The following is an 18,128-nucleotide window of genomic DNA, read 5'->3' on the forward strand; positions in this document are numbered from 1 at the left end:
GGTAGCCGCCCCGCGGGCGGGCGGGCAAATCGGCGCGGGCGGGGAGAATGCCGAAACACCCCGCGGCGGAGGCAGGGCGGGTCGGGCGTGCCGTTCACGAGGCGCGGCGAGGCGCGCGGGGCGTTTCGTGCGTTCTCACGCCGAAGCGGCACGGCGGCCGGAGCATCCCGGGCCTTTCGACGCCGAAGCGGCACGGCAGCCGGAGCATCCCGGGCCTTTCGACGCCGAAGCGGCACGGCAGCCGGAGCATCCCGGGCCTTTCGACGCCGAAGCGCCGCACGGCGGGAGCCGGCGGCGCCTCGGATCGAGCGTTCAGTCGCGGATGGCGGCGCCGAATCGCTCGGCGGCCACCGCGACGCCGGCGAGCTTGGCATCCGTCGCCTCGGCCGCGGTGAGCGTGCGATCGTCGGCGCGGAACCGCAGCGCGAACGTCAGGCTCTTCGCGCCCTCGGCGAGCCCGGGGCCGCGATAGTCGTCGACCAGGCGCGCGCCCTCGAGGAGCGGTGCGCCCCCCTCGATGAGCGCCGCGCGCACGGCGCCGGCCGCCACGTCGAGCGGCACGGTGAGCGAGACGTCCTGCGTCGCCGCCGGGAAGCCCGAGAGCGAGGCCGCGACCACGCGGGCCTGCGCGAGGTCGAGCATCGCATCGAGATCGAGCTCGGCGACGAGCACCCGGCCCGGCAGGTCGGCTCCGGCTGCGACCGCGGGAAGCAGCTCGCCGACGTAACCGATGTCGTGCCCCGCCGCGAGCACGCGGGCGGTGCGTCCGGGGTGCAGGGCCGCGCGCTGCGCCTGCACGAGCTCGATGTCGAGGCCGGCGGCCGCGGCCAGCACGCGCACGGCGTCGACCGCGTCGGCGAGATCGGCGGCCACGGCCGGCTGCCCGGGCTGCTTCGGCACCGTATGTCCGGCGAGCAGCACGGCGATGTGGCGGCGCTGCGGCGGGATCGAGGCGTCGAGGGCGGTGAGGGTCGCGGCATCCGGACGCACCGCCAAGGGCGGCACCGACACGGTGCCGTACTGCACGCCGGGCTTGGGCAGGAACACCGTGCCGACCTCGAACAGGGCCAGGTCGACGATGCCGCGCGAGACGTTGCGGTGCGCCACCTGCAGCAGGGCCGGCACGAGGGACCGGCGGAGGAACGGCGACAGCCCGTCGAGCGGGTTGGCGAGCTTCACACTCGGCAGCTTGTCGCCCGAGGGCGAGCCGTGCAGCGCGTTCTGCTCCTCGGTGGTGAACGGGAACGACGGCGTCTCGACGAATCCGGCCGAGGCCAGCGCGTTCGACACGCGTCGGCGCCCCTGCTGGGCGGCGGTCAGGCCGCGCCCGGAGGGCGGAGTGGGGAGCACCGAGGGGATGCGGTCGTAACCCTCGATGCGGGCCACCTCTTCGGCGAGCGTCCATTTGTCGGTCAGGTCGTGGCGCCACGACGGCGCGGTCACCGCCCAGCCGGCGTCGCCCTGCGCGACGGAGCAGCCGATGAGGCGCAGCGCCGAGACGGTCTCGTCGTCGGTGTAGTCGACGCCGATCAGCCCCGACACGAAGCCCGTGGGCAGCGTGATCGGCTCGCGTCGATAGGTCGACGACAGTGAACCGCCGAGCTCGGTGTCGAGCGTGCCGCCGGCGAGTTCGACCATCAGCGATGCCACGCGCTCGGCGGCGACGTAGGGCACGAGCGGGTCGACACCGCGCTCGAAGCGGCGTGACGCCTCCGAAGGCAGCTTGTGCCGGCGGGCGGTACGGGCGATCGACACCTGGTCGAAGGTCGCCGCTTCGATGAGCACGTTGCGCGTCGCATCGCTCATCTCGGTGGGACCGCCGCCCATGACGCCGGCGAGGCCGATGGGGCCCGACTCGTCGGTGATCAACAGGTCTTCGGCATTGAGCGTACGAACCTGGCCGTCGAGGGTCTCGAGCTTCTCGCCCTGCTCCGCACGGCGCACGGTGAGGCCGCCCTGCAACCGGTCGAGGTCGTAGCCGTGGATGGGCTGGCCGAGCTCGAGCATGACGTAGTTGGTGATGTCGATGAGCACCCCGAGCGAGCGGATGCCGGCCAACGACAGGCGCGTGATCATCCACGGCGGCGTCGGGCGCGAGGGGTCGACGTCGCGCACGATGCGGGCGACGAACTCCGTCGCGCCCGCGCGTCCGCGGATGGGCGCCTTGTCGTCGACCGCGACCGAGAAGCCCTGCGGTGTGCGGGCGACGGCGTCGTCGTGACCGGTCCCCGGGTCGCGGAAGGCGGCGCCCGTGGCGTGCGAGTACTCGCGGGCGACGCCGCGCAGCGACAGGGCGTAGCCGCGGTCGGGAGTGACGTTGATCTCGACGGCGAGGTCGTCGAGCCCCAGCAGCGCGATGGCATCCGTTCCGACGGGCGCGTCGATGCCGAGGTCGATCAGACGCAGGATGCCGGAGTGCTCGCTGCCGAGACCCAGCTCCTTCGCCGAGGCGATCATGCCGTCGGACACGTGCCCGTAGGTCTTCCGTGCAGCGATGGGGAACGGCCCTGGTAGGACCGAGCCGGGGAGGGTCACCACGACCTTGTCGCCCTCGAAGAAGTTGCCTGCGCCGCAGACGACGCCGCGCACTCCCCCGTTCTCGGCACCGACGTCGACCTGGCACCAGCGGATGGTCTTGCCGTTGGACTGCGGCTCGGGGGTGAACTCCTTCACCTCTCCGACGACGATGGGGCCGGACAGCTCGAAGCGGTGCACGTCTTCTTCTTCGAAGCCGACGGACACCAGTGCTTCGAGCACGTCTTCGGGAGTCGCCTCGACGGGCACGTCGACGTACTCGCGCAACCAGGAGAGCGGGACGCGCATCAGACCACCATTCCGAACTGCTCGCTGAAGCGCACATCGCCCTCGGCCATGTCGCGCATGTCTTGCACGTCGCTGCGGAACATGAGCGTGCGCTCGATGCCCATGCCGAATGCGAAGCCCGAGTACTCCTCGGGATCGATGCCGGCCGCCCGCAGGACGTTGGGGTTCACCATGCCGCAGCCGCCCCACTCGATCCAGCGCGCACCGCCCTTGAAGGTCGGGTGCCACAGGTCGAGTTCGGCGCTCGGCTCGGTGAAGGGGAAGAAGTTGGCGCGGAAACGCGTCTTGGCCTCGGGGCCGAACAGCACGCGCGCGGCGTGGTCGAGCGTGCCCTTCAGGTGCGCCATCGTGATGCCCTTGTCGATGACGAGACCCTCGAACTGCGTGAACACCGGCAGGTGCGTGGCGTCGAACTCGTCGGTGCGGTACACGCGGCCCGGGCACAGCACGTAGATCGGCAGATCGCGCTCGAGCATCGAACGCACCTGCACGGGGCTGGTGTGCGTGCGCAGCACCAGGTGACGGGCGACCGGGTCGACGAAGAACGTGTCCTGCATCTGGCGGGCGGGGTGGTCGACGTCGAAGTTCAGCGCGTCGAAGTTGAACCACTCGTGCTCGAGCTCGGGGCCTTCGGCGATCTCCCACCCCATGCCGACGAAGATGTCGGACACCTGCTCCTGCAGAAGGGATATGGGATGCCGTGCCCCCACGCGGGCGCGCTGCGGCAGCGCCGTGACGTCGATGCGCTCGGCCTCGAGCTGCGATGCCGTCTCGGCCTCGGCCAACTCGGCCTCGCGGGCGACGAGCGCCTGGTTCACCTGCCCGCGGGCCTGACCGACGAGCTTGCCGACGGCGGCCTTCTGGTCGGGGGCGACCTGGCGCATCTGGGCGTTCAGCCGCGCGAGGGCGGACTGGTCACCGGTGTGCGCGGAGCGGGCGGCTTTCAACTCGGCCGTGGTCGCGGCCGCGGCGATGGCCGCGAGGGCGGCATCGACGGCGGAGGCGACGGCCTCGGGGGTGATCTCAGGTGCGTCGGACACGAGATGAGAGTCTACCGACGGGCGGGGACACTCCCCCGCCCGTCGACAGATCGGCTCAGGTCGCCGAGCCGCCGCGCTGGGCGACGATCAGGGAGGTGTCGGTGGCACCCTGCTGGAGAGGCTGCACGGGAGCGGCGACGTCGCCCCGCGGCGAGCGGCGCAGACGCTTCTCGACCAGGGTCGCCACGAACGACAGGATCAGGCAGAGCGCGATGTAGATCGCACCGACGATGATCGTGGCCGGGATGATGGGCGAACCGACGCTCGGCTGCGCGCCGATGTACTTCGCGTAGAAGAGCAGCTCGGGATAGGTGATGACGAAACCGAGCGCCGTGTCCTTCAGGGTGACGACGAGCTGAGCGATGATGACCGGCATCATCGCGCGGATCGCCTGCGGGAGCAGGATCAGGCGCATGACGCCCGCCTTGCGCAGACCCACGGCGTAGCCGGCCTCGGCCTGTCCGCTCGGCAGCGACTCCACACCGGCGCGGATGACCTCCGCGAGGACTGAGCCGTTGTAGCAGACGAGGGCGATGACCACGGCCCAGTACGGTTCCATGCGGATGCCGATCACGGGGAAGCCGTAGTACAGCAGGAACATGAAGACCAGCACGGGGATCGCGCGGAAGACCTCGATGACGGCCGTGAAGGGCCAGCGCACCCACTTGTGGTCGGAGAGCCGGCCGATGGCCAGGACGAAGCCGAGCGCCAGGGCACCGACCGCCGCCGCCGCGAAGGCGGCGAGGGTCGCCAGGGTGGCGTCGAGAATGCTCGCCCACACGTTCGTATAGGTGAAGGCCGACCACTTCTGGGCGGTGAACTGCCCGGTGTCGGCGAGGCGCCAGACGAAGAAGCCGACGATCGCGAGGACAACGACGATCGTCAGCACCCCGAGGATGCGGTTGCGCGCGATCGCCTTCGGGCCGGGGACGTCGTACAGGACGCTGCTCATCGTGCGACCCTCCATCGATTCTCGAGCGTTCGCTGCAGCCACGACAGGAGGAGCACCAGCGCGACGAAGACGACCATGATCCACAGGATGACGATGAACGCGTTCTCGCCGCGCTCACTGAGGTAGTTGCGCACCGACCCGAGGTTCACGATCGAGAACCCGGCGGCGACGGTGGTGTTCTTCAGCAGGGCGATGAACACGCTCATCATCGGCGGGATGACGGAGCGGAACGCCTGCGGGAGGATAACGAGCGACATCACCTGCCCGAAGCTCAGGCCGAGGGCGCGCGCGGCCTCCGCCTGACCGACCGGCACGGTGTTGACGCCGGAACGGATCGCCTCGGCGACGTAGGTGGCCGTGTAGATGCCCAGGGCGCAGATGCCGAGGGTGAGCGACACGTCGCCGGTGAGCCGCAGCCCCAACAGGGGCGGAAGCGCGAACACGAAGGCGAAGAAGACCAGCGTCAGCGGGGTGTTGCGGATGACGCTGACGTAGAACGTGCCCACGCCGCGCGCGACGGGCACCGGCGAGACACGCATCGCGCCGACGATGATGCCGATTACGAGCGCCAGCGCGCCGCCGGCGAAGAAGAGCACGAGCGTGCCGACGAGCGCTTCGCCCCAGATGTCGAGGTTGTCGGTGATGACACCCATGCGTGGTCCTTATCTCGAAGGGGTTCGGGGGCCGCGCGACACGCGGCCCCCGAACGGGTCACTCGTCGGCGGTGGGCTGCTCGGCCTCGATGCCGGAGGGTGCGAGGTTCTTGTCGAACAGCGCGGTCCACACATCGCCACCGTCGTTGAAGAGGGTGTTGATGTGGTCCTTCAGCACGGTGTCGCCCTTGGGCACGCCCACGCCGTAGCGCTCTTCGCTGAAGGTGTCACCGGCGATCTTGAAGGCGTCGGGCTCCTGCGCGACGTACCCGGCGAGGATCGCCTGGTCGGTCGTGACGGCGTCGACCGAACCGGCGCGCAGCTGCTCGAGGCACTGCGTGTAGGTGTCGTATTCGACGGTGTCGCCGGGGTTGTACTCGTCGCGGATGCGCTGGAGCGGCGTCGAACCGGTCACCGAGCACACGATCTTGCCCGCGAGGTCGTCGGGACCGGAGATGTCGTCGTTGTCGGCGGCGACGAGCAGGCCCTGACCGGTGATCAGGTAGGGGCCGGCGAAGTCGATCTGCTGCTTGCGCTTGTCGGTGATGGAGTAGGTGCCGACGTAGTAGTCGACGTTGCCGTTCACCAGCTCCTGCTCGCGGTTGGCCGAAGGGATCGTCTTGTACTCGATCTGGTCGGCGTCGAAGCCGAGGGAAGCGGCGATCCACTGCGCGATCTCGACGTCGAAGCCGCCGCGCTCGTTCGAGACCGGGTCCTTGAAGCCGAGTCCCGGCTGGTCTTCCTTGACGCCGACGACGACCTTGTCGGCCGACGTCATGCGGTCGAAGGTGAAGCTGCCCTCGAGGGAGACGTCGGAGGCGACCTCCCACAGCTGGGTCGTGTCGGCTCCGTCGCCTTCGGCGCCGGGTGCCGCGCCGGGGGTGCCGCTGTTGCAGGCCGTCAGGGCCAGCAGGCCGGCGGCGACGATGCTCGCGCCGGCGAGAAAACGTGTCTTACGCATGTGATGTCTCCTTGGTTACGTGTGCTGTGCGGATGTATGGGTCTGGGGGACGGCACGGCGGAGCACCTGGGGGGTGGGACACTCGCGCCTCGGCGAAGAACCTCCTCGTTCGTCGCCGTCATCAGGGGAACCGTCAGTGGGTGATGAGCTTCGACAAGAAGTCTTTGGCCCGGTCGGACTGCGGGTTGGTGAAGAACTGCTCGGGCGCCGCCTGCTCGACGATCTGTCCGTCGGCCATGAAGACGACGCGGTTGGCGGCCTTGCGGGCGAAGCCCATCTCGTGCGTGACGACGACCATCGTCATGCCGTCCTTGGCGAGACCGACCATGACGTCGAGCACTTCGTTGATCATCTCGGGGTCGAGGGCCGAGGTGGGCTCGTCGAAAAGCATGACCTTCGGCTTCATCGCCAGGGCACGGGCGATGGCCACGCGCTGCTGCTGACCGCCGGAGAGCTGGGCGGGGAGCTTGTCGGCCTGGTGCCCGACGCCGACGCGGTCCAGGAGCGCGCGCGCCTCTTTCTCGGCATCCGCCTTCTTCATCTTGCGGACCTTGAGGGGGCCGAGGGTGATGTTCTGGAGGATCGTCAGGTGCGCGAACAGGTTGAACGACTGGAAGACCATGCCCACGTCGGCGCGCAGGTCGGCGAGACCCTTCCCCTCTTTGGGCAGCTCCTTGCCGTCGATCGTGATGGTGCCGCTCGTGATGGTCTCGAGGCGGTTGATGGTGCGGCAGAGCGTCGACTTGCCCGACCCCGACGGACCGATGACCACGACGACCTCGCCGCGGTCGACCGTGAGGTCGATGTCTTTGAGCGCCTGGAACTGCCCGTAGTGCTTCTGGACGTCGGAGACGACGACCAGCGGCTCGGAGGTCGTCGGGGGAACGGATGCCATGCCCCCACACTATGAGGGCGACGCGCCGCCGACCACCTTCCGGCGCGCGCCTTAACCGTTCTGTAACAGCCGCCGTCAGCGCGCCCGCTGCGCGAATGCCGTCTCGTAGAGGCACACGCTCGCCGCCGTCGCGAGGTTGAGCGACTCGGCCCGGCCGTAGATCGGCAGCCGTAACGCCAGGTCGGCACGAGCAAGCGCTTCGTCATCCAGGCCCCGCGCCTCGTTACCGAACAACCACGCGGTCGGTTCGGCGAGGACCTCGCGCGACGCCAGGAAGTCGTCACCACCCACGTCGGCGGCGACGACGCGAAGACCCGCCTCGTGCACGCGTTCCACGACGTCGGCGAGATCGAGATCGACGGCCACCGGCAGGTGGAAAAGCGAGCCCGTCGTCGAGCGGACGACCTTCGGGTTGTAGGGGTCGACGGTGCGTCCGGTGAGGATGACGGCATCCGCCCCCGCCGCGTCGGCGGCACGGATGATCGTGCCGAGGTTGCCCGGGTCGCGGACCTCCTCGCAGATGGCGATGAGCCGCGGGCCTGCCGCCAGCACGTCCTTCAGCGCCGTCGGCGCCTGCCGGGCCACCGCGACGATGCCCTGCGGCGTCACGGTGTCGGCCATTGCATCCAGGACCGCTTCGGTCGTGTACTGCAGGTCGACGCCGGCCTGCTCGGCGGCGTCGCGCACATCGACGTGCTTCTCGAGGGCCGTGGGAGTGGCGTACACCTCGAGGACCGTCTCAGGAGCCCACGCGAGAGCCTCTCGCGCCGCCTGAGGACCCTCGAGCAGAAAGAGTCCGGTCTCTTGACGGGCGGCACGCTTGCTCAGCTTGGCCACGGCGCGCACCCGCGGCGAACGAGGGTTCTCCAGCACGCCCTCAGTGTATGGCTCCCCCCGATGAGCACTCCGGATGCCGCGCGGACGCCGACGGGATGCTGCGCCGTGCCCAGCGCGACGCGGACCCGCCCGGGTGGGGAAACAGCGGAACGGGCGCCCTCGCGAGGAGGACGCCCGTTCCGGGAAGAAGACGCGGGTTACGCGGACTTCGGCGCGTTGACGTCGCTGGGCAGGGCCGCCTTGGCGGTCTGCACGAGCGAGGCGAACACGGTGGGCTCGTTCACCGCGAGCTCAGCGAGCATGCGGCGGTCGACCTGCACACCCGCGAGGCCGAGGCCCTGGATGAAGCGGTTGTAGGTGAGCCCGTTCTGGCGGGACGCGGCGTTGATGCGCTGGATCCACAGACGACGGAAGTCGCCCTTGCGCTTGCGACGGTCGCGGTACGCGTAGACCAGGGAGTGGGTGACCTGCTCCTTGGCCTTGCGGTACAGGCGCGAACGCTGCCCGCGGTAACCGGACGCGCGCTCGAGGATGACGCGACGCTTCTTGTGGGCGTTTACTGCCCGCTTGACTCTAGCCATTTCTGTTTCTTCCTAACGTGCGTCGGCGCTCAGAGACCGAGGAGCTTCTTGGCGACCTTCGAGTCGCCCTTGGCCAGGACCTGCTCCTGGTTCAGGCGGCGGGTGCGCTTCGAGGCCTTGCCTTCGAGGTTGTGGCGCATGCCGGCCTGCTGCTTCATGAGCTTGCCGCTACCGGTGAGCTTGAAGCGCTTCTTGGCGCCCGAGTGGGTCTTCTGCTTCGGCATCTGTCTTCCTTCGTTGGTCTTCCCGGCGGAGCGGGAGTCTGGGGAGCTTTACTCGGCGGGGGCCGAGGTGGGCGTTTCTTCCGAGTCCGAGTCGCCGCGAGCAGCGCTGCGCGCCGCCTCACGGTTCGCCGCGCGCTGCGCGTTCTGCTCGGTCTTGACCTCGGACTTGTTCTTGTGGGGCGCGACCACCATCACCATGTTGCGGCCGTCGATCGTGGGGTTCGACTCGACGGTGCCGAACTCGGCGACGTCTTCGGCGAACTTGCGGAGCAGACGCACACCCTGCTCGGGACGCGACTGCTCGCGACCGCGGAACAGGATCATGGCCTTCACCTTGTCGCCCGCCTGGAGGAAGCCCTCGGCGCGCTTGAGCTTGGTGATGTAGTCGTGGGCCTCGATCTTCAGACGGAACCGGACCTCTTTGAGGACGGTGTTCGCCTGGTTACGACGCGTCTCCTTGGCCTTCTGCGCGGCCTCGTACTTGAACTTGCCGTAATCCATGATCTTGACCACGGGCGGCTTCGAGCTCGGCGCAACCTCGACCAGGTCGAGGTCCGCTTCCTGGGCCAGGCGCAGCGCAGCTTCGATGCGGACGATGCCGACCTGCTCGCCGTTGGGTCCGACGAGACGGACCTCCGGGACTCGGATGCGCTCGTTGGTGCGGGGATCGCTGATGCGGAACTCCTCTTGTATGCGGATGACGGCCGCCGCGATCCGAGGGAATCGCGGGCGAAGAGGAGAAACACGCCACCCGGCACGGTGCTGTCAGCACCGGCTTCTGCACCCAGGCGACCCCGTGGGAAACGGAGCGGAGTGCGGGAACCCGGTAGCCTGGAACGGCAAGCGCGGGTGGGATGTGATCCTCTTTCGTACGGAGCGAAAAGCTCCGAAGCCCGCCACAGTCTAGCAGAGAGATTCACGTGGACACGATCCCCTCCGACCAGCCCGCCGAAGACCCCTCCGCGCACCGCCACGGAGCTGAAGACGAACGTCTCGCGCGATGGGAAGAGCAGGAGCGCGCCGCGTCCTCCGCCACCCGCGACATCGCGGACGTCCCCGCGGTCGAGGTCATCACGACGGCGGCCGTGCACCTCATGAGCGCCGCCGCCGTCAAAACGGGACTTGCCGACGATCCCACTCACCAGCTCGACCTCGACGAGGCGCGCAAGCTCATCAACGCCCTCGCCGGTCTCATCACCGCCGGCGCCCCCGAGATCAGTGACATGCACGCGCGATCGCTCCGCGACGGACTGCGTTCGCTCCAGCTGGCGTTCCGTGAGGCGTCGACGATCCAGGACCCGATCGGCAAGGGGCCGGGAGAGAAGTGGACGGGTCCCGTCACGTAGGTCGTTCGTTCTGGGGTACTGGGCTCCGTGATGCCCCCTTCCCCAGGCAAGAGCAGGGCCCCTACCCCGATTGCCTGGGGAAGGGGGCATCACTGCGCCCTGTACCGCAGGCCGACTCCGCCGTGACACCCGCAGGGTATGAGAGGTATCACTGCGCCCTGTACCGCGGGCCGACTCCGCCGTGACACCCGCAGGGGTATGAGAGGCATCCCTGTGCCGAAGGCCGACTCCGCCGCGACATTGCCGCAATGCCTTGCCCGTCGACCGAGGCAGTGGCATCCGGCCTTCGACGCCGCATGAGGACAGGGGATTCCGCGAGAACAGGACGCGTCGACCGAGCGAGGTCCTGTTCTCGAGCGATCGCCTGTCACGGCGCGGTCGTACTTGCGTTTCCGCGCGGCGCGGGTCAGACGTCTTTGCTGCGGTGCAACTTGACGGTGAGCGAGTCGACGAGCACGGCGATGCGGTCATCGGAGGCCCACCGGCGGGCGATGCGCGCGAGCACGGCATCCAGCTCCTCCTGCTCAAGGCCCGACATCAACTGCAGGTGCACGACGAGCTCCGGCCCGCGCAGACGACCCGTGGGGTCGCCCGACTCCACGGCGAGGTCGAGCACCGCGAGTTCGCCCGAGATGCTCTGCTGAAGGCCCGTGAAGATCAGCGGCGAGGTGTGAGCGGGTTCCCACGACTCGCCCTGGGCGATCGCCCAGAGCGCGGGGCGGCGGATGACGAACTCCGTCTCGGATCCCGGATCGATCACGATGAGCTCGGTGTCTTCGGATGCGGCGGCCAGCGCCGTGCGTCGACCGTCTGCGGGAACGGGGCGCGCCGTGGCATCCCAGGTCTGAAGTGCCGTGACGGAGGTGAAGACCGGGAGGACCTTGCGCCCGTCCGGGGCGGCGACGGTGACGATCGACAGCTCCTGCGTCTTATCGACCTCGAGCCCGTGCGCGCCGATGCCGTGGTCGCCCTTCTCGGCGACGAGCGGGATCAGCAGGCGCGCCGTGCGATAGGCGTCGACGACCGCACGCGCATCGCCCTCCGCTGTTCCGAATACCAGGAGCGCCGAGAGCAGTGCCGGATCGGCCGACCCGTCATCGCCCGAGTGCGGATTGGGTGAGAAGCTGCGCCCCTCCCAGGGCAGGCCCGCCGAGTCGGCGCCGGCGCCGTGCGGGACGTGATCGTGCGACCCGTGACCGTGCGGACCGTCAGTGTCCGGCGACATCCAGTGCCTCAGCGAGCGTGAACTGCCCCGCGTAGAGCGCCTTGCCGACGATGGCGCCCTCGACACCGAGGGGCACGAGGTCGCGCAGCGCCACGATGTCGTCGAGGCTCGACACGCCGCCGGAGGCGACGATCGGCTTCGGGGTGCGCTGGGTCATCTCGCGCAGCAGTTCGATGTTGGGGCCGCGGAGCGTGCCGTCTTTGGTGACGTCGGTGACGACGTAGCGACTGCAGCCGGCATCCTCGAGACGATCGAGCACCGTCCACAGATCGCCGCCGTCGCGCGTCCATCCGCGGGCCGCGAGGGTCGTGCCGCGCACGTCGAGACCGACGGCGATGGCCTCGCCGTAGCGGTTGATGACATCGGCTGCCCACTCGGGGTTCTCGAGCGCCGCGGTGCCGAGGTTGATACGGCTCGCTCCGCTTTCGAGCGCCGCCTCGAGCGTGCGGTCGTCACGGATGCCGCCCGACAGCTCCACCTGCACGCCCTTGACCTGCTTGATGACCTTGCGCATGACGTGGGCATTGCTGCCACGGCCGAAGGCGGCGTCGAGGTCGACGAGGTGGATCCACTGCGCGCCCTGGCGGGCGAAGTCGGCGGCCGCGTCGACGGGGTCGCCGTAGCTGGTCTCGGTACCGGCCTCGCCCTGGGTCAGACGGACGGCTTTGCCGTCAGCCACATCGACCGCCGGAAGCAGCACAAGTTCGGGCGTGGACGCGAAATCGTTCATGGCTCCTCGCACCCTTCGGCGCATCTCGCCGAGCCGGGGCACGAGGTCACACAGTAGTCGCGCTCAGCCCGTCGATCCAATTGGCGAGGAGGCGGATGCCGGCTTCGCCCGACTTCTCGGGGTGGAACTGGGTCGCCGCCAGCGGGCCGTTCTCGACCGCTGCGATGAAGGGCGCGCCGTAGGTGCACCACGTCACGGACGGCTGCGGGAACGGCGGGGTGACGTCCAGCTGCCACTCCTGCGCGGCGTACGAGTGCACGAAGTAGAACCGCTCGCGCTCGATGCCCTCGAAAAGGCGGGAATCCTCGCCCGCGGTGACGGTGTTCCAGCCCATGTGCGGCAACACGGGCGCCTTGAGCTCGGCGACGGTGCCCGGCCACTCCCCCAGCCCCGGCGTGTCGGTGCCGCGCTCGATCCCGCGGTCGAACATGACCTGCATGCCGACGCAGATGCCCAGGACCGGTCGACCGCCGGCGAGGCGGCGGTCGATGATCTCGCCGCCGCGACTGGCGTTCAGGGAATCCATGACCGCGCGAAACGCGCCGACGCCGGGCACCAGGAGACCGTCGGCGTCGAGCAGCAGCGACCGGTCGGCGGTCAGGCGGGCGTCGGCACCGGCCTCGACGAGGGCCTTGACGGCGGAGTGGACGTTGCCCGACCCGTAGTCGAGAACCGCGACGACGGGCTTGGCCGTCACAGTGCACCCTTGGTGCTCGGGATGCCGTCGACGAGGGGATCGAGGGCCTTTGCCTGCCGGAAGGCGCGCGCGAGCGCCTTGTACTCCGCCTCGGCGATGTGGTGCGGGTCGCGTCCGCCGAGGACGCGCACGTGCACGGTGAGCCCCGCGTGGATCGAGATGGCCTCGAACGAGTGGCGCACGAGTGAGCCGGTGAAGTGGCCCCCGATGAGGTGGTGCTCGAAGCCGGCGGGCTCGCCGGTGTGCACGAGATACGGACGACCGCTGATGTCGACCACCGCCTGCGCCAGTGCCTCGTCGAGCGGCACGAGGGCGTCGCCGTAGCGCGCGATGCCGGACTTGTCGCCGAGTGCCTGGCGGATGGCCTGGCCGAGCACGATCGAGGTGTCCTCGACGGTGTGGTGGGCGTCGATGTGGGTGTCGCCGGTTGCGCGCACGCGCAGGTCGGTGAGCGAGTGCTTCGCGAACGCCGTGAGCATGTGGTCGAAGAACGGCACCGTCGTCTGGATGTCGCTCGCACCGCGTCCGTCGAGATCCAACTCGAGCTCGATGTGCGACTCGCTCGTCTCGCGCGTGAACGAGGCGGTGCGGGGCGTGGCGGGGCCGGTCATGATCGGGATCCTATCGAGGCGAGGGCGTCGAGGAACGCGGTGGTCTCGTCGGCCGTGCCGGCCGACACGCGCAGGTGGTGGGGGATTCCCACGTCGCGGATGAGCACGCCGCGGTCGTAGAGGGCCTTCCACGTCGCGGCCGGGTCGTCGACCGCTCCGAACAACACGAAGTTCGCCCACGACTCGTGCGCCGTGTAGCCGAGGGCCGACACCGTCGCCGAGATGCGATCGCGCTGGGCGACGATCTCGTCGACCATGCCCAGCATCGTCTCGGCGTGGCCCAGCGCCGCGGTCGCCGCCGCCTGGGTCAAGGCGCTCAGGTGGTAGGGCAGACGCACCAGACGCAGGGCGTCGACGAAGGCCGGGTCGGCCGCGAGATAGCCCACCCGCGCGCCGGCGAAAGCGAAGGCCTTGCTCATCGTGCGCGAGACGACCAAGCGCGGGCGACCGGGAAGAAGCGCCACGGCGGACGGCTCGTCGCGCGGGGCGAACTCCTCGTACGCCTCGTCGACGATGACGACACCGTCGGTCGCGTCGTAGACCGCCTCGATGACGTCGCGTCGGAGCGGGGTACCCGTGGGGTTGTTGGGCGCACAGAGGAAGACGATGTCGGGACGCTGCTCGCGGACCTGAGCGGCCGCGGACTCCGCCGTCAGGGAGAAATCGTGATCGCGGTGCCCGGCGATCCATCGCGCACCGGTGGCGCGCGTGAGAATCGGATACATCGAGTAGGTGGGCGCGAAGCCCATCGCGGTACGACCGGGACCGCCGAACGCCTGAAGGATGTGCTGCAGGACCTCGTTCGAGCCGTTGGCCGCCCAGATCTGCTCGGCACCCAGGCCGTGGCCCAGGTAGTGCGCGAACGCCTCGCGCAACCCGGTGAACTCACGATCGGGATAACGGTTCACGTCGCGGAGGGCCCGGGCGACGGCATCCAAGATGTCGTCGGCGACCTCCGATGGAACGGGATGCGTGTTCTCGTTCACGTTCAGCGCCACCGGGAGCGGCGCCTGCGGTGCTCCATACGGGGTCATCCCCCGCAGATCGTCGCGAAGAGGCAGGTCGTCGAGGCGTACGGTCACCTCACCCATCGTAGGCGGCGGGCGGCGCGGCGACTCACGCGGCATGGCCTGCGCGGAGCGGGCGTCAGTTCGCGGGGGCGTACTCGACGGGGATCGCAATGCGCTGACCGGCCGCCACCGAACCGCCGGACAGGGCGTTGAGACGGGAGATCTTGGCGACGACGTCGCGGGGATCGGCCGCGGGCGCCAGCTCTTCGGCGATCGACCACAGGGTGTCGCCGCTCATGACGGTGACCTCGGGGAAGGAACCCGCGGGGGCCCCGGCGTCGTTCGAGGCCAGCGCGGCACCGCCGCCGACGACCGCGACACCCAGAGCCACGGCGAGCGGCAGCGACACCAGGAAGGTGACGGCGCGGCGACCGCGCGGCGTGATGCGCAGGCGGGTGGTGGGGGTGGAGATGGCGATGCTGGTCATGGTGTGCTCCTCAGTGGGGAGAGATTCGCACCCCGCCCTCGGCCGGGAGGACGGGAGTGCGAATCTGTGTTCCGAATCTATCTTCGATACTGCGTGGGTGTCAAGACGACGTCTGTCGGAGACGAATCGAACGCGACACGCGTGAGCTTCCGTGTGATTCGCCTCGCCGACCGGATACGGTTTCGACACGGAGACCTCATCACCAACCTCCGACATTCGAATTTCCGCCGCCCTTCCCGCGGCGCGAGGGGAGCATCAGATGACCGACGCGACGACCGCCGGCCGCGACCGACCGCAGACGCGTCGGCGCAAGAACCTCAGCGACAAGCAGCTCGCGATCCTCGAGGTCATCCAGCGTTCGATCGCGCGGCACGGCTATCCGCCGAGCATGCGCGAGATCGGCGACGCGGTCGGCCTGAAATCGCTGTCGAGCGTCACCCACCAGCTGAACCAGCTCGAGCTCAGCGGCTACCTGCGCCGCGACCCGGGCAAGACCCGCGCCATGGAGGTGCTGATCGACCTTCCCGGCACCGCCGCCGAGAACCCGGCCGACACCGCACCCTCGGTGGGCGACGCCGCCCTCGTGCCGCTGGTGGGCCGGATCGCGGCGGGCGTGCCCATCACCGCCGACCAGCAGGTGGAGGAGATCTTCCCCCTCCCCCGCCAGCTCGTCGGCAAGGGCGAGTTGTTCATGCTCAAGGTCTCGGGCGAATCGATGATCGACGCGGCGATCTGCGACGGCGACTGGGTGGTCGTGCGGTCGCAGGCGAACGCCGAGAACGGCGAGATCGTCGCCGCGATGCTCGACGGCGAGGCCACGGTGAAGACGTTCCGTCGCCGCGACGGCCACACCTGGCTCCTGCCCCGCAACACCGCCTTCGAACCCATCCTCGGAGACGAGGCCGTCCTGCTGGGTCGTGTCGTGGCGGTGCTGCGCGCGGTGTGACGCCATCGTCCACTCGCGGCGACACCCGAAGAGAGGGTCGCTGTCAGGTGTTCGGACGTTCTCCACGGCGCGAAACGGGGTGGACACGCGGCGCAGCCGGCGTGGCCGCTCGCGCAGAGAACGGCCTGAGAACATCGCCCGTGCCGCGTGGCGGAGGTGGTCCGTAGGGTGGGAACCATGGCAGACACCCTCCCCTACGGTTCCTGGCCCTCGCCGATCACCCCCGAATCGGTGGCGCAGTCGACCCCGCGCGTAGACGGTGCGCGGATGGTGAGCGACGAGGTGTGGTGGGGCGAGTCCGTCCCCACCGAGGCCGGGAGGGTCGCGGTGAAGCGTCGCCGCGCCGACGGGTCCGTCGAGACCGTCCTCCCCGCTCCCGCCAATGCCCGTTCCGCGGTCCACGAGTACGGTGGCGGCGCGTGGACCGCGTCCGACGAGGGCGAGCTCTACTACGTCGAGAAGACCGACCAGCGGGTCTACGCCCTGCGGCCGGGGGGCGGGGCGCGAGCCCTCACCCCGTCCGACGACACCGTGCGCCACGGCGGCCTGCTGTTCGAGCACGGCACCCTCCTGGCCGTGCGCGAGACGCACGGCGCCGAGCGCGTCCCGACGCGCGCCATCGTCCGCATCGCCACCGACGGTTCCGGAGCCGTCGACGTGCTCGCCGAGGGCAGCGACTTCCTCGCGCAGCCCGCCCTCAGCCCCGACGGCACCCGACTCGCGTGGATCGCGTGGAACCACCCCGACATGCCCTGGGACGCCACGATCCTGCGCGTCGCCGACCTCGCATCCGGAGAGGTGCACGACCTCGCGGGTGGCGACGAACGCGCGCCCCTCCAGCCCGTGTGGCTCGCCGATGACGAACTGCTGTACGCCGACGATCCGGGCGGCCGGTGGAACCTGTTCCGCCGTCCCCTCGACGGCGACGCGCAGCCCGTCGCGCCGGCGGACGCCGACACCGGCGGCGGACTGTGGGTACTGGGCACGAGATGGTTCGGTGCGGCGGCCGACGGCCGCATCGTCGCCGTACGAACCGACGGCGCTGACGAGATCGTCGAGATCGCGCCGTCGGGCGTCCGGCCGCTCGATGTCCCCGTGGTGGCCGGTGCCGCCGTCGACGATGCGCGAGGCAATAGGGTACTGATCTCGGGCGCCGACGCCGCGGGTCGCTCCGGCCTGTGGCTGGTCGACCTCGACTCCGGCGTCGTCGACCTCGTGACAGGGGGCTCCGGCTCCTGGGGAGACGAGTGGATGCCGTCGGCGCGCGCCCTCGAGACGGAGGGGCCGCACGGCCCGGTGCACGCCTTCGCCTACGCACCCACGCATCCCGCCGTCACGGCGCCCGCGGACGAGCGTCCGCCCTACGTCGTGCTCGTGCACGGCGGCCCGACCTCCCATGTCGGCCCCGCGCCGTCCGCGAAGACGGCGTTCTTCACCAGCCGCGGCATCGGCGTGCTCGACGTCAACTACGGGGGCTCCACCGGATACGGGCGCGCCTACCGCGAGCGACTGAAGGGCCAGTGGGGCGTGGTCGACGTCGATGACGTCGCCGCAGCGGCATCCGCCCTCGCCGCGGCGGGTCTCGCCGATCCCGAGCGTCTCGCCATCGCGGGCGGCTCCGCGGGCGGATGGACCGTGCTGGCCGCCGTCACCCGCACCGATGTCTTCTCGGCGGGCATCTCCCGTTACGGCGTCGGCGACGCCCGCGCCCTGGCCGAAGACACCCACGACTTCGAGGCGCGCTACCTCGACGGTCTCATCGGACCGCTCCCCGAGGCAGAACAGGTGTACATCGACCGGTCGCCGCTCAGCCGTCCCGAGCGGTTCCGCGTGCCCCTGCTGATCCTGCAGGGCACGGAAGACCGGGTCGTGCCGCCGTCGCAGGCCGAGGCGATCCGCAACGCCCTGTCCGCGCACGGAGTCCCTCACGCCTATGTGCTGTACGAGGGAGAAGGCCACGGCTTCCGCCGTGCCGAGACGGTCATCGACTCGCTCCGTCGCGAACTCGGATTCCTGGGTGCGGTGTTCGGCTTCGAGACCCCGGGGGTGCCGAGCCTCGAGCTCGACTGATCTCCCCCGACCGCGGGAGGGCGGCCCGGTGAAGCGGTCT

The 18,128-nt window shown here is 69.9% G+C and carries 19 protein-coding genes; 3 read left to right on the forward strand and 16 right to left on the reverse strand.

From position 1 onward, the window contains the following. Window positions 1–312: 312 nt before the first annotated feature. The 10 genes from pheT to infC form a co-directional block, all read right to left on the reverse strand. A complete protein-coding gene (gene pheT, locus ASF76_RS11615) occupies window positions 313–2,823 on the reverse strand; it encodes a phenylalanine--tRNA ligase subunit beta (protein WP_055957756.1) in 2,511 nt (836 codons plus the stop codon). Continuing rightward, window positions 2,823–3,863 (reverse strand): phenylalanine--tRNA ligase subunit alpha, encoded by a 1,041-nt coding sequence (gene pheS, locus ASF76_RS11620; RefSeq protein ID WP_055957759.1) that lies wholly within the window; start codon window positions 3,861–3,863, stop codon window positions 2,823–2,825. The genes pheT and pheS overlap by 1 nt, the downstream gene beginning before the upstream one ends. Before the next feature lie 55 nt (window positions 3,864–3,918). Continuing rightward, window positions 3,919–4,815: an amino acid ABC transporter permease gene (locus tag ASF76_RS11625; RefSeq protein ID WP_055960017.1), complete on the reverse strand. Its 897-nt coding sequence runs from the start codon at window positions 4,813–4,815 to the stop codon at window positions 3,919–3,921. Next, window positions 4,812–5,468, reverse strand: coding sequence for an amino acid ABC transporter permease (locus ASF76_RS11630; protein WP_055957761.1), 657 nt, complete (start codon window positions 5,466–5,468; stop codon window positions 4,812–4,814). Before ASF76_RS11630 ends, ASF76_RS11625 begins: the two co-directional genes overlap by 4 nt. 58 nt (window positions 5,469–5,526) lie before the next feature. Further along, window positions 5,527–6,429, reverse strand: coding sequence for a glutamate ABC transporter substrate-binding protein (locus tag ASF76_RS11635; RefSeq protein WP_055957766.1), 903 nt, complete (start codon window positions 6,427–6,429; stop codon window positions 5,527–5,529). A 133-nt stretch (window positions 6,430–6,562) separates the two neighbouring features. Continuing rightward, a complete protein-coding gene (locus tag ASF76_RS11640) occupies window positions 6,563–7,324 on the reverse strand; it encodes an amino acid ABC transporter ATP-binding protein (RefSeq protein ID WP_055957769.1) in 762 nt (253 codons plus the stop codon). A 75-nt stretch (window positions 7,325–7,399) separates the two neighbouring features. Then, window positions 7,400–8,197: a TrmH family RNA methyltransferase gene (locus ASF76_RS11645; RefSeq protein ID WP_055957772.1), complete on the reverse strand. Its 798-nt coding sequence runs from the start codon at window positions 8,195–8,197 to the stop codon at window positions 7,400–7,402. Window positions 8,198–8,358: 161 nt separating this feature from the next. Then, the gene (rplT, locus tag ASF76_RS11650; RefSeq protein WP_055957776.1) at window positions 8,359–8,742 is read right to left on the reverse strand and encodes a 50S ribosomal protein L20; all 384 of its coding nucleotides are present in this window, start codon (window positions 8,740–8,742) and stop codon (window positions 8,359–8,361) included. Window positions 8,743–8,771: 29 nt separating this feature from the next. Next, on the reverse strand, window positions 8,772–8,966 hold the full coding sequence (rpmI, locus tag ASF76_RS11655) for a 50S ribosomal protein L35 (RefSeq protein ID WP_013583375.1): 195 nt from the start codon (window positions 8,964–8,966) through the stop codon (window positions 8,772–8,774). Window positions 8,967–9,014: 48 nt separating this feature from the next. Then, a complete protein-coding gene (infC, locus tag ASF76_RS11660; RefSeq protein WP_082485029.1) occupies window positions 9,015–9,665 on the reverse strand; it encodes a translation initiation factor IF-3 in 651 nt (216 codons plus the stop codon). A gap of 221 nt (window positions 9,666–9,886) precedes the next feature. Between infC and ASF76_RS11665 the strand changes: the two genes are divergently transcribed. Next, window positions 9,887–10,312, forward strand: coding sequence for a DUF1844 domain-containing protein (locus ASF76_RS11665; RefSeq protein WP_374108641.1), 426 nt, complete (start codon window positions 9,887–9,889; stop codon window positions 10,310–10,312). A 406-nt stretch (window positions 10,313–10,718) separates the two neighbouring features. On the opposite strand, the gene ASF76_RS11670 is transcribed toward ASF76_RS11665, so the two are convergent. The 6 genes from ASF76_RS11670 to ASF76_RS11695 are packed head-to-tail and all read right to left on the reverse strand — an operon-like array spanning window position 10,719 to window position 15,072. Continuing rightward, the gene (locus ASF76_RS11670; RefSeq protein WP_055957777.1) at window positions 10,719–11,537 is read right to left on the reverse strand and encodes an SseB family protein; all 819 of its coding nucleotides are present in this window, start codon (window positions 11,535–11,537) and stop codon (window positions 10,719–10,721) included. Continuing rightward, on the reverse strand, window positions 11,521–12,267 hold the full coding sequence (gene priA, locus ASF76_RS11675; RefSeq protein WP_055957780.1) for a bifunctional 1-(5-phosphoribosyl)-5-((5-phosphoribosylamino)methylideneamino)imidazole-4-carboxamide isomerase/phosphoribosylanthranilate isomerase PriA: 747 nt from the start codon (window positions 12,265–12,267) through the stop codon (window positions 11,521–11,523). Before priA ends, ASF76_RS11670 begins: the two co-directional genes overlap by 17 nt. Before the next feature lie 46 nt (window positions 12,268–12,313). Next, window positions 12,314–12,964, reverse strand: a complete 651-nt coding sequence (gene hisH, locus ASF76_RS11680) for an imidazole glycerol phosphate synthase subunit HisH (RefSeq protein ID WP_055957782.1) — start codon at window positions 12,962–12,964, stop codon at window positions 12,314–12,316. Continuing rightward, a complete protein-coding gene (gene hisB, locus ASF76_RS11685) occupies window positions 12,961–13,575 on the reverse strand; it encodes an imidazoleglycerol-phosphate dehydratase HisB (protein WP_055957785.1) in 615 nt (204 codons plus the stop codon). The genes hisH and hisB overlap by 4 nt, the downstream gene beginning before the upstream one ends. After that, on the reverse strand, window positions 13,572–14,666 hold the full coding sequence (locus ASF76_RS11690; RefSeq protein WP_200936127.1) for a histidinol-phosphate transaminase: 1,095 nt from the start codon (window positions 14,664–14,666) through the stop codon (window positions 13,572–13,574). Before ASF76_RS11690 ends, hisB begins: the two co-directional genes overlap by 4 nt. Window positions 14,667–14,721: 55 nt before the next feature. After that, the gene (locus tag ASF76_RS11695) at window positions 14,722–15,072 is read right to left on the reverse strand and encodes a LysM peptidoglycan-binding domain-containing protein (RefSeq protein ID WP_055957791.1); all 351 of its coding nucleotides are present in this window, start codon (window positions 15,070–15,072) and stop codon (window positions 14,722–14,724) included. A 259-nt stretch (window positions 15,073–15,331) separates the two neighbouring features. On the opposite strand from ASF76_RS11695, the gene lexA reads away from it, so the two are divergent. Continuing rightward, window positions 15,332–16,018, forward strand: coding sequence for a transcriptional repressor LexA (gene lexA, locus ASF76_RS11700; RefSeq protein ID WP_055957796.1), 687 nt, complete (start codon window positions 15,332–15,334; stop codon window positions 16,016–16,018). Window positions 16,019–16,195: 177 nt separating this feature from the next. After that, window positions 16,196–18,088 (forward strand): S9 family peptidase, encoded by a 1,893-nt coding sequence (locus ASF76_RS11705; RefSeq protein ID WP_055957798.1) that lies wholly within the window; start codon window positions 16,196–16,198, stop codon window positions 18,086–18,088. Window positions 18,089–18,128: the final 40 nt, after the last annotated feature.

This window comes from Microbacterium sp. Leaf151, assembly GCF_001424225.1.
Lineage (GTDB): Bacteria > Actinomycetota > Actinomycetes > Actinomycetales > Microbacteriaceae > Microbacterium.

Bases quoted from the DNA above. Each gene is read 5' to 3' on its own strand.
- pheT (WP_055957756.1), bottom strand. From the start codon at position 2,823: ATGCGCGTCCCGCTCTCCTGGTTGCGCGAGTACGTCGACGTGCCCGTC.
- ASF76_RS11625 (WP_055960017.1), bottom strand. From the start codon at position 4,815: ATGAGCAGCGTCCTGTACGACGTCCCCGGCCCGAAGGCGATCGCGCGC.
- ASF76_RS11630 (WP_055957761.1), bottom strand. From the start codon at position 5,468: ATGGGTGTCATCACCGACAACCTCGACATCTGGGGCGAAGCGCTCGTC.
- ASF76_RS11635 (WP_055957766.1), bottom strand. From the start codon at position 6,429: ATGCGTAAGACACGTTTTCTCGCCGGCGCGAGCATCGTCGCCGCCGGC.
- ASF76_RS11640 (WP_055957769.1), bottom strand. From the start codon at position 7,324: ATGGCATCCGTTCCCCCGACGACCTCCGAGCCGCTGGTCGTCGTCTCC.
- rplT (WP_055957776.1), bottom strand. From the start codon at position 8,742: ATGGCTAGAGTCAAGCGGGCAGTAAACGCCCACAAGAAGCGTCGCGTC.
- rpmI (WP_013583375.1), bottom strand. From the start codon at position 8,966: ATGCCGAAGCAGAAGACCCACTCGGGCGCCAAGAAGCGCTTCAAGCTC.
- ASF76_RS11670 (WP_055957777.1), bottom strand. From the start codon at position 11,537: ATGTCGCCGGACACTGACGGTCCGCACGGTCACGGGTCGCACGATCAC.
- priA (WP_055957780.1), bottom strand. From the start codon at position 12,267: ATGAACGATTTCGCGTCCACGCCCGAACTTGTGCTGCTTCCGGCGGTC.
- hisB (WP_055957785.1), bottom strand. From the start codon at position 13,575: ATGACCGGCCCCGCCACGCCCCGCACCGCCTCGTTCACGCGCGAGACG.
- ASF76_RS11690 (WP_200936127.1), bottom strand. From the start codon at position 14,666: ATGGGTGAGGTGACCGTACGCCTCGACGACCTGCCTCTTCGCGACGAT.
- ASF76_RS11695 (WP_055957791.1), bottom strand. From the start codon at position 15,072: ATGACCAGCATCGCCATCTCCACCCCCACCACCCGCCTGCGCATCACG.
- lexA (WP_055957796.1), top strand. From the start codon at position 15,332: ATGACCGACGCGACGACCGCCGGCCGCGACCGACCGCAGACGCGTCGG.
- ASF76_RS11705 (WP_055957798.1), top strand. From the start codon at position 16,196: ATGGCAGACACCCTCCCCTACGGTTCCTGGCCCTCGCCGATCACCCCC.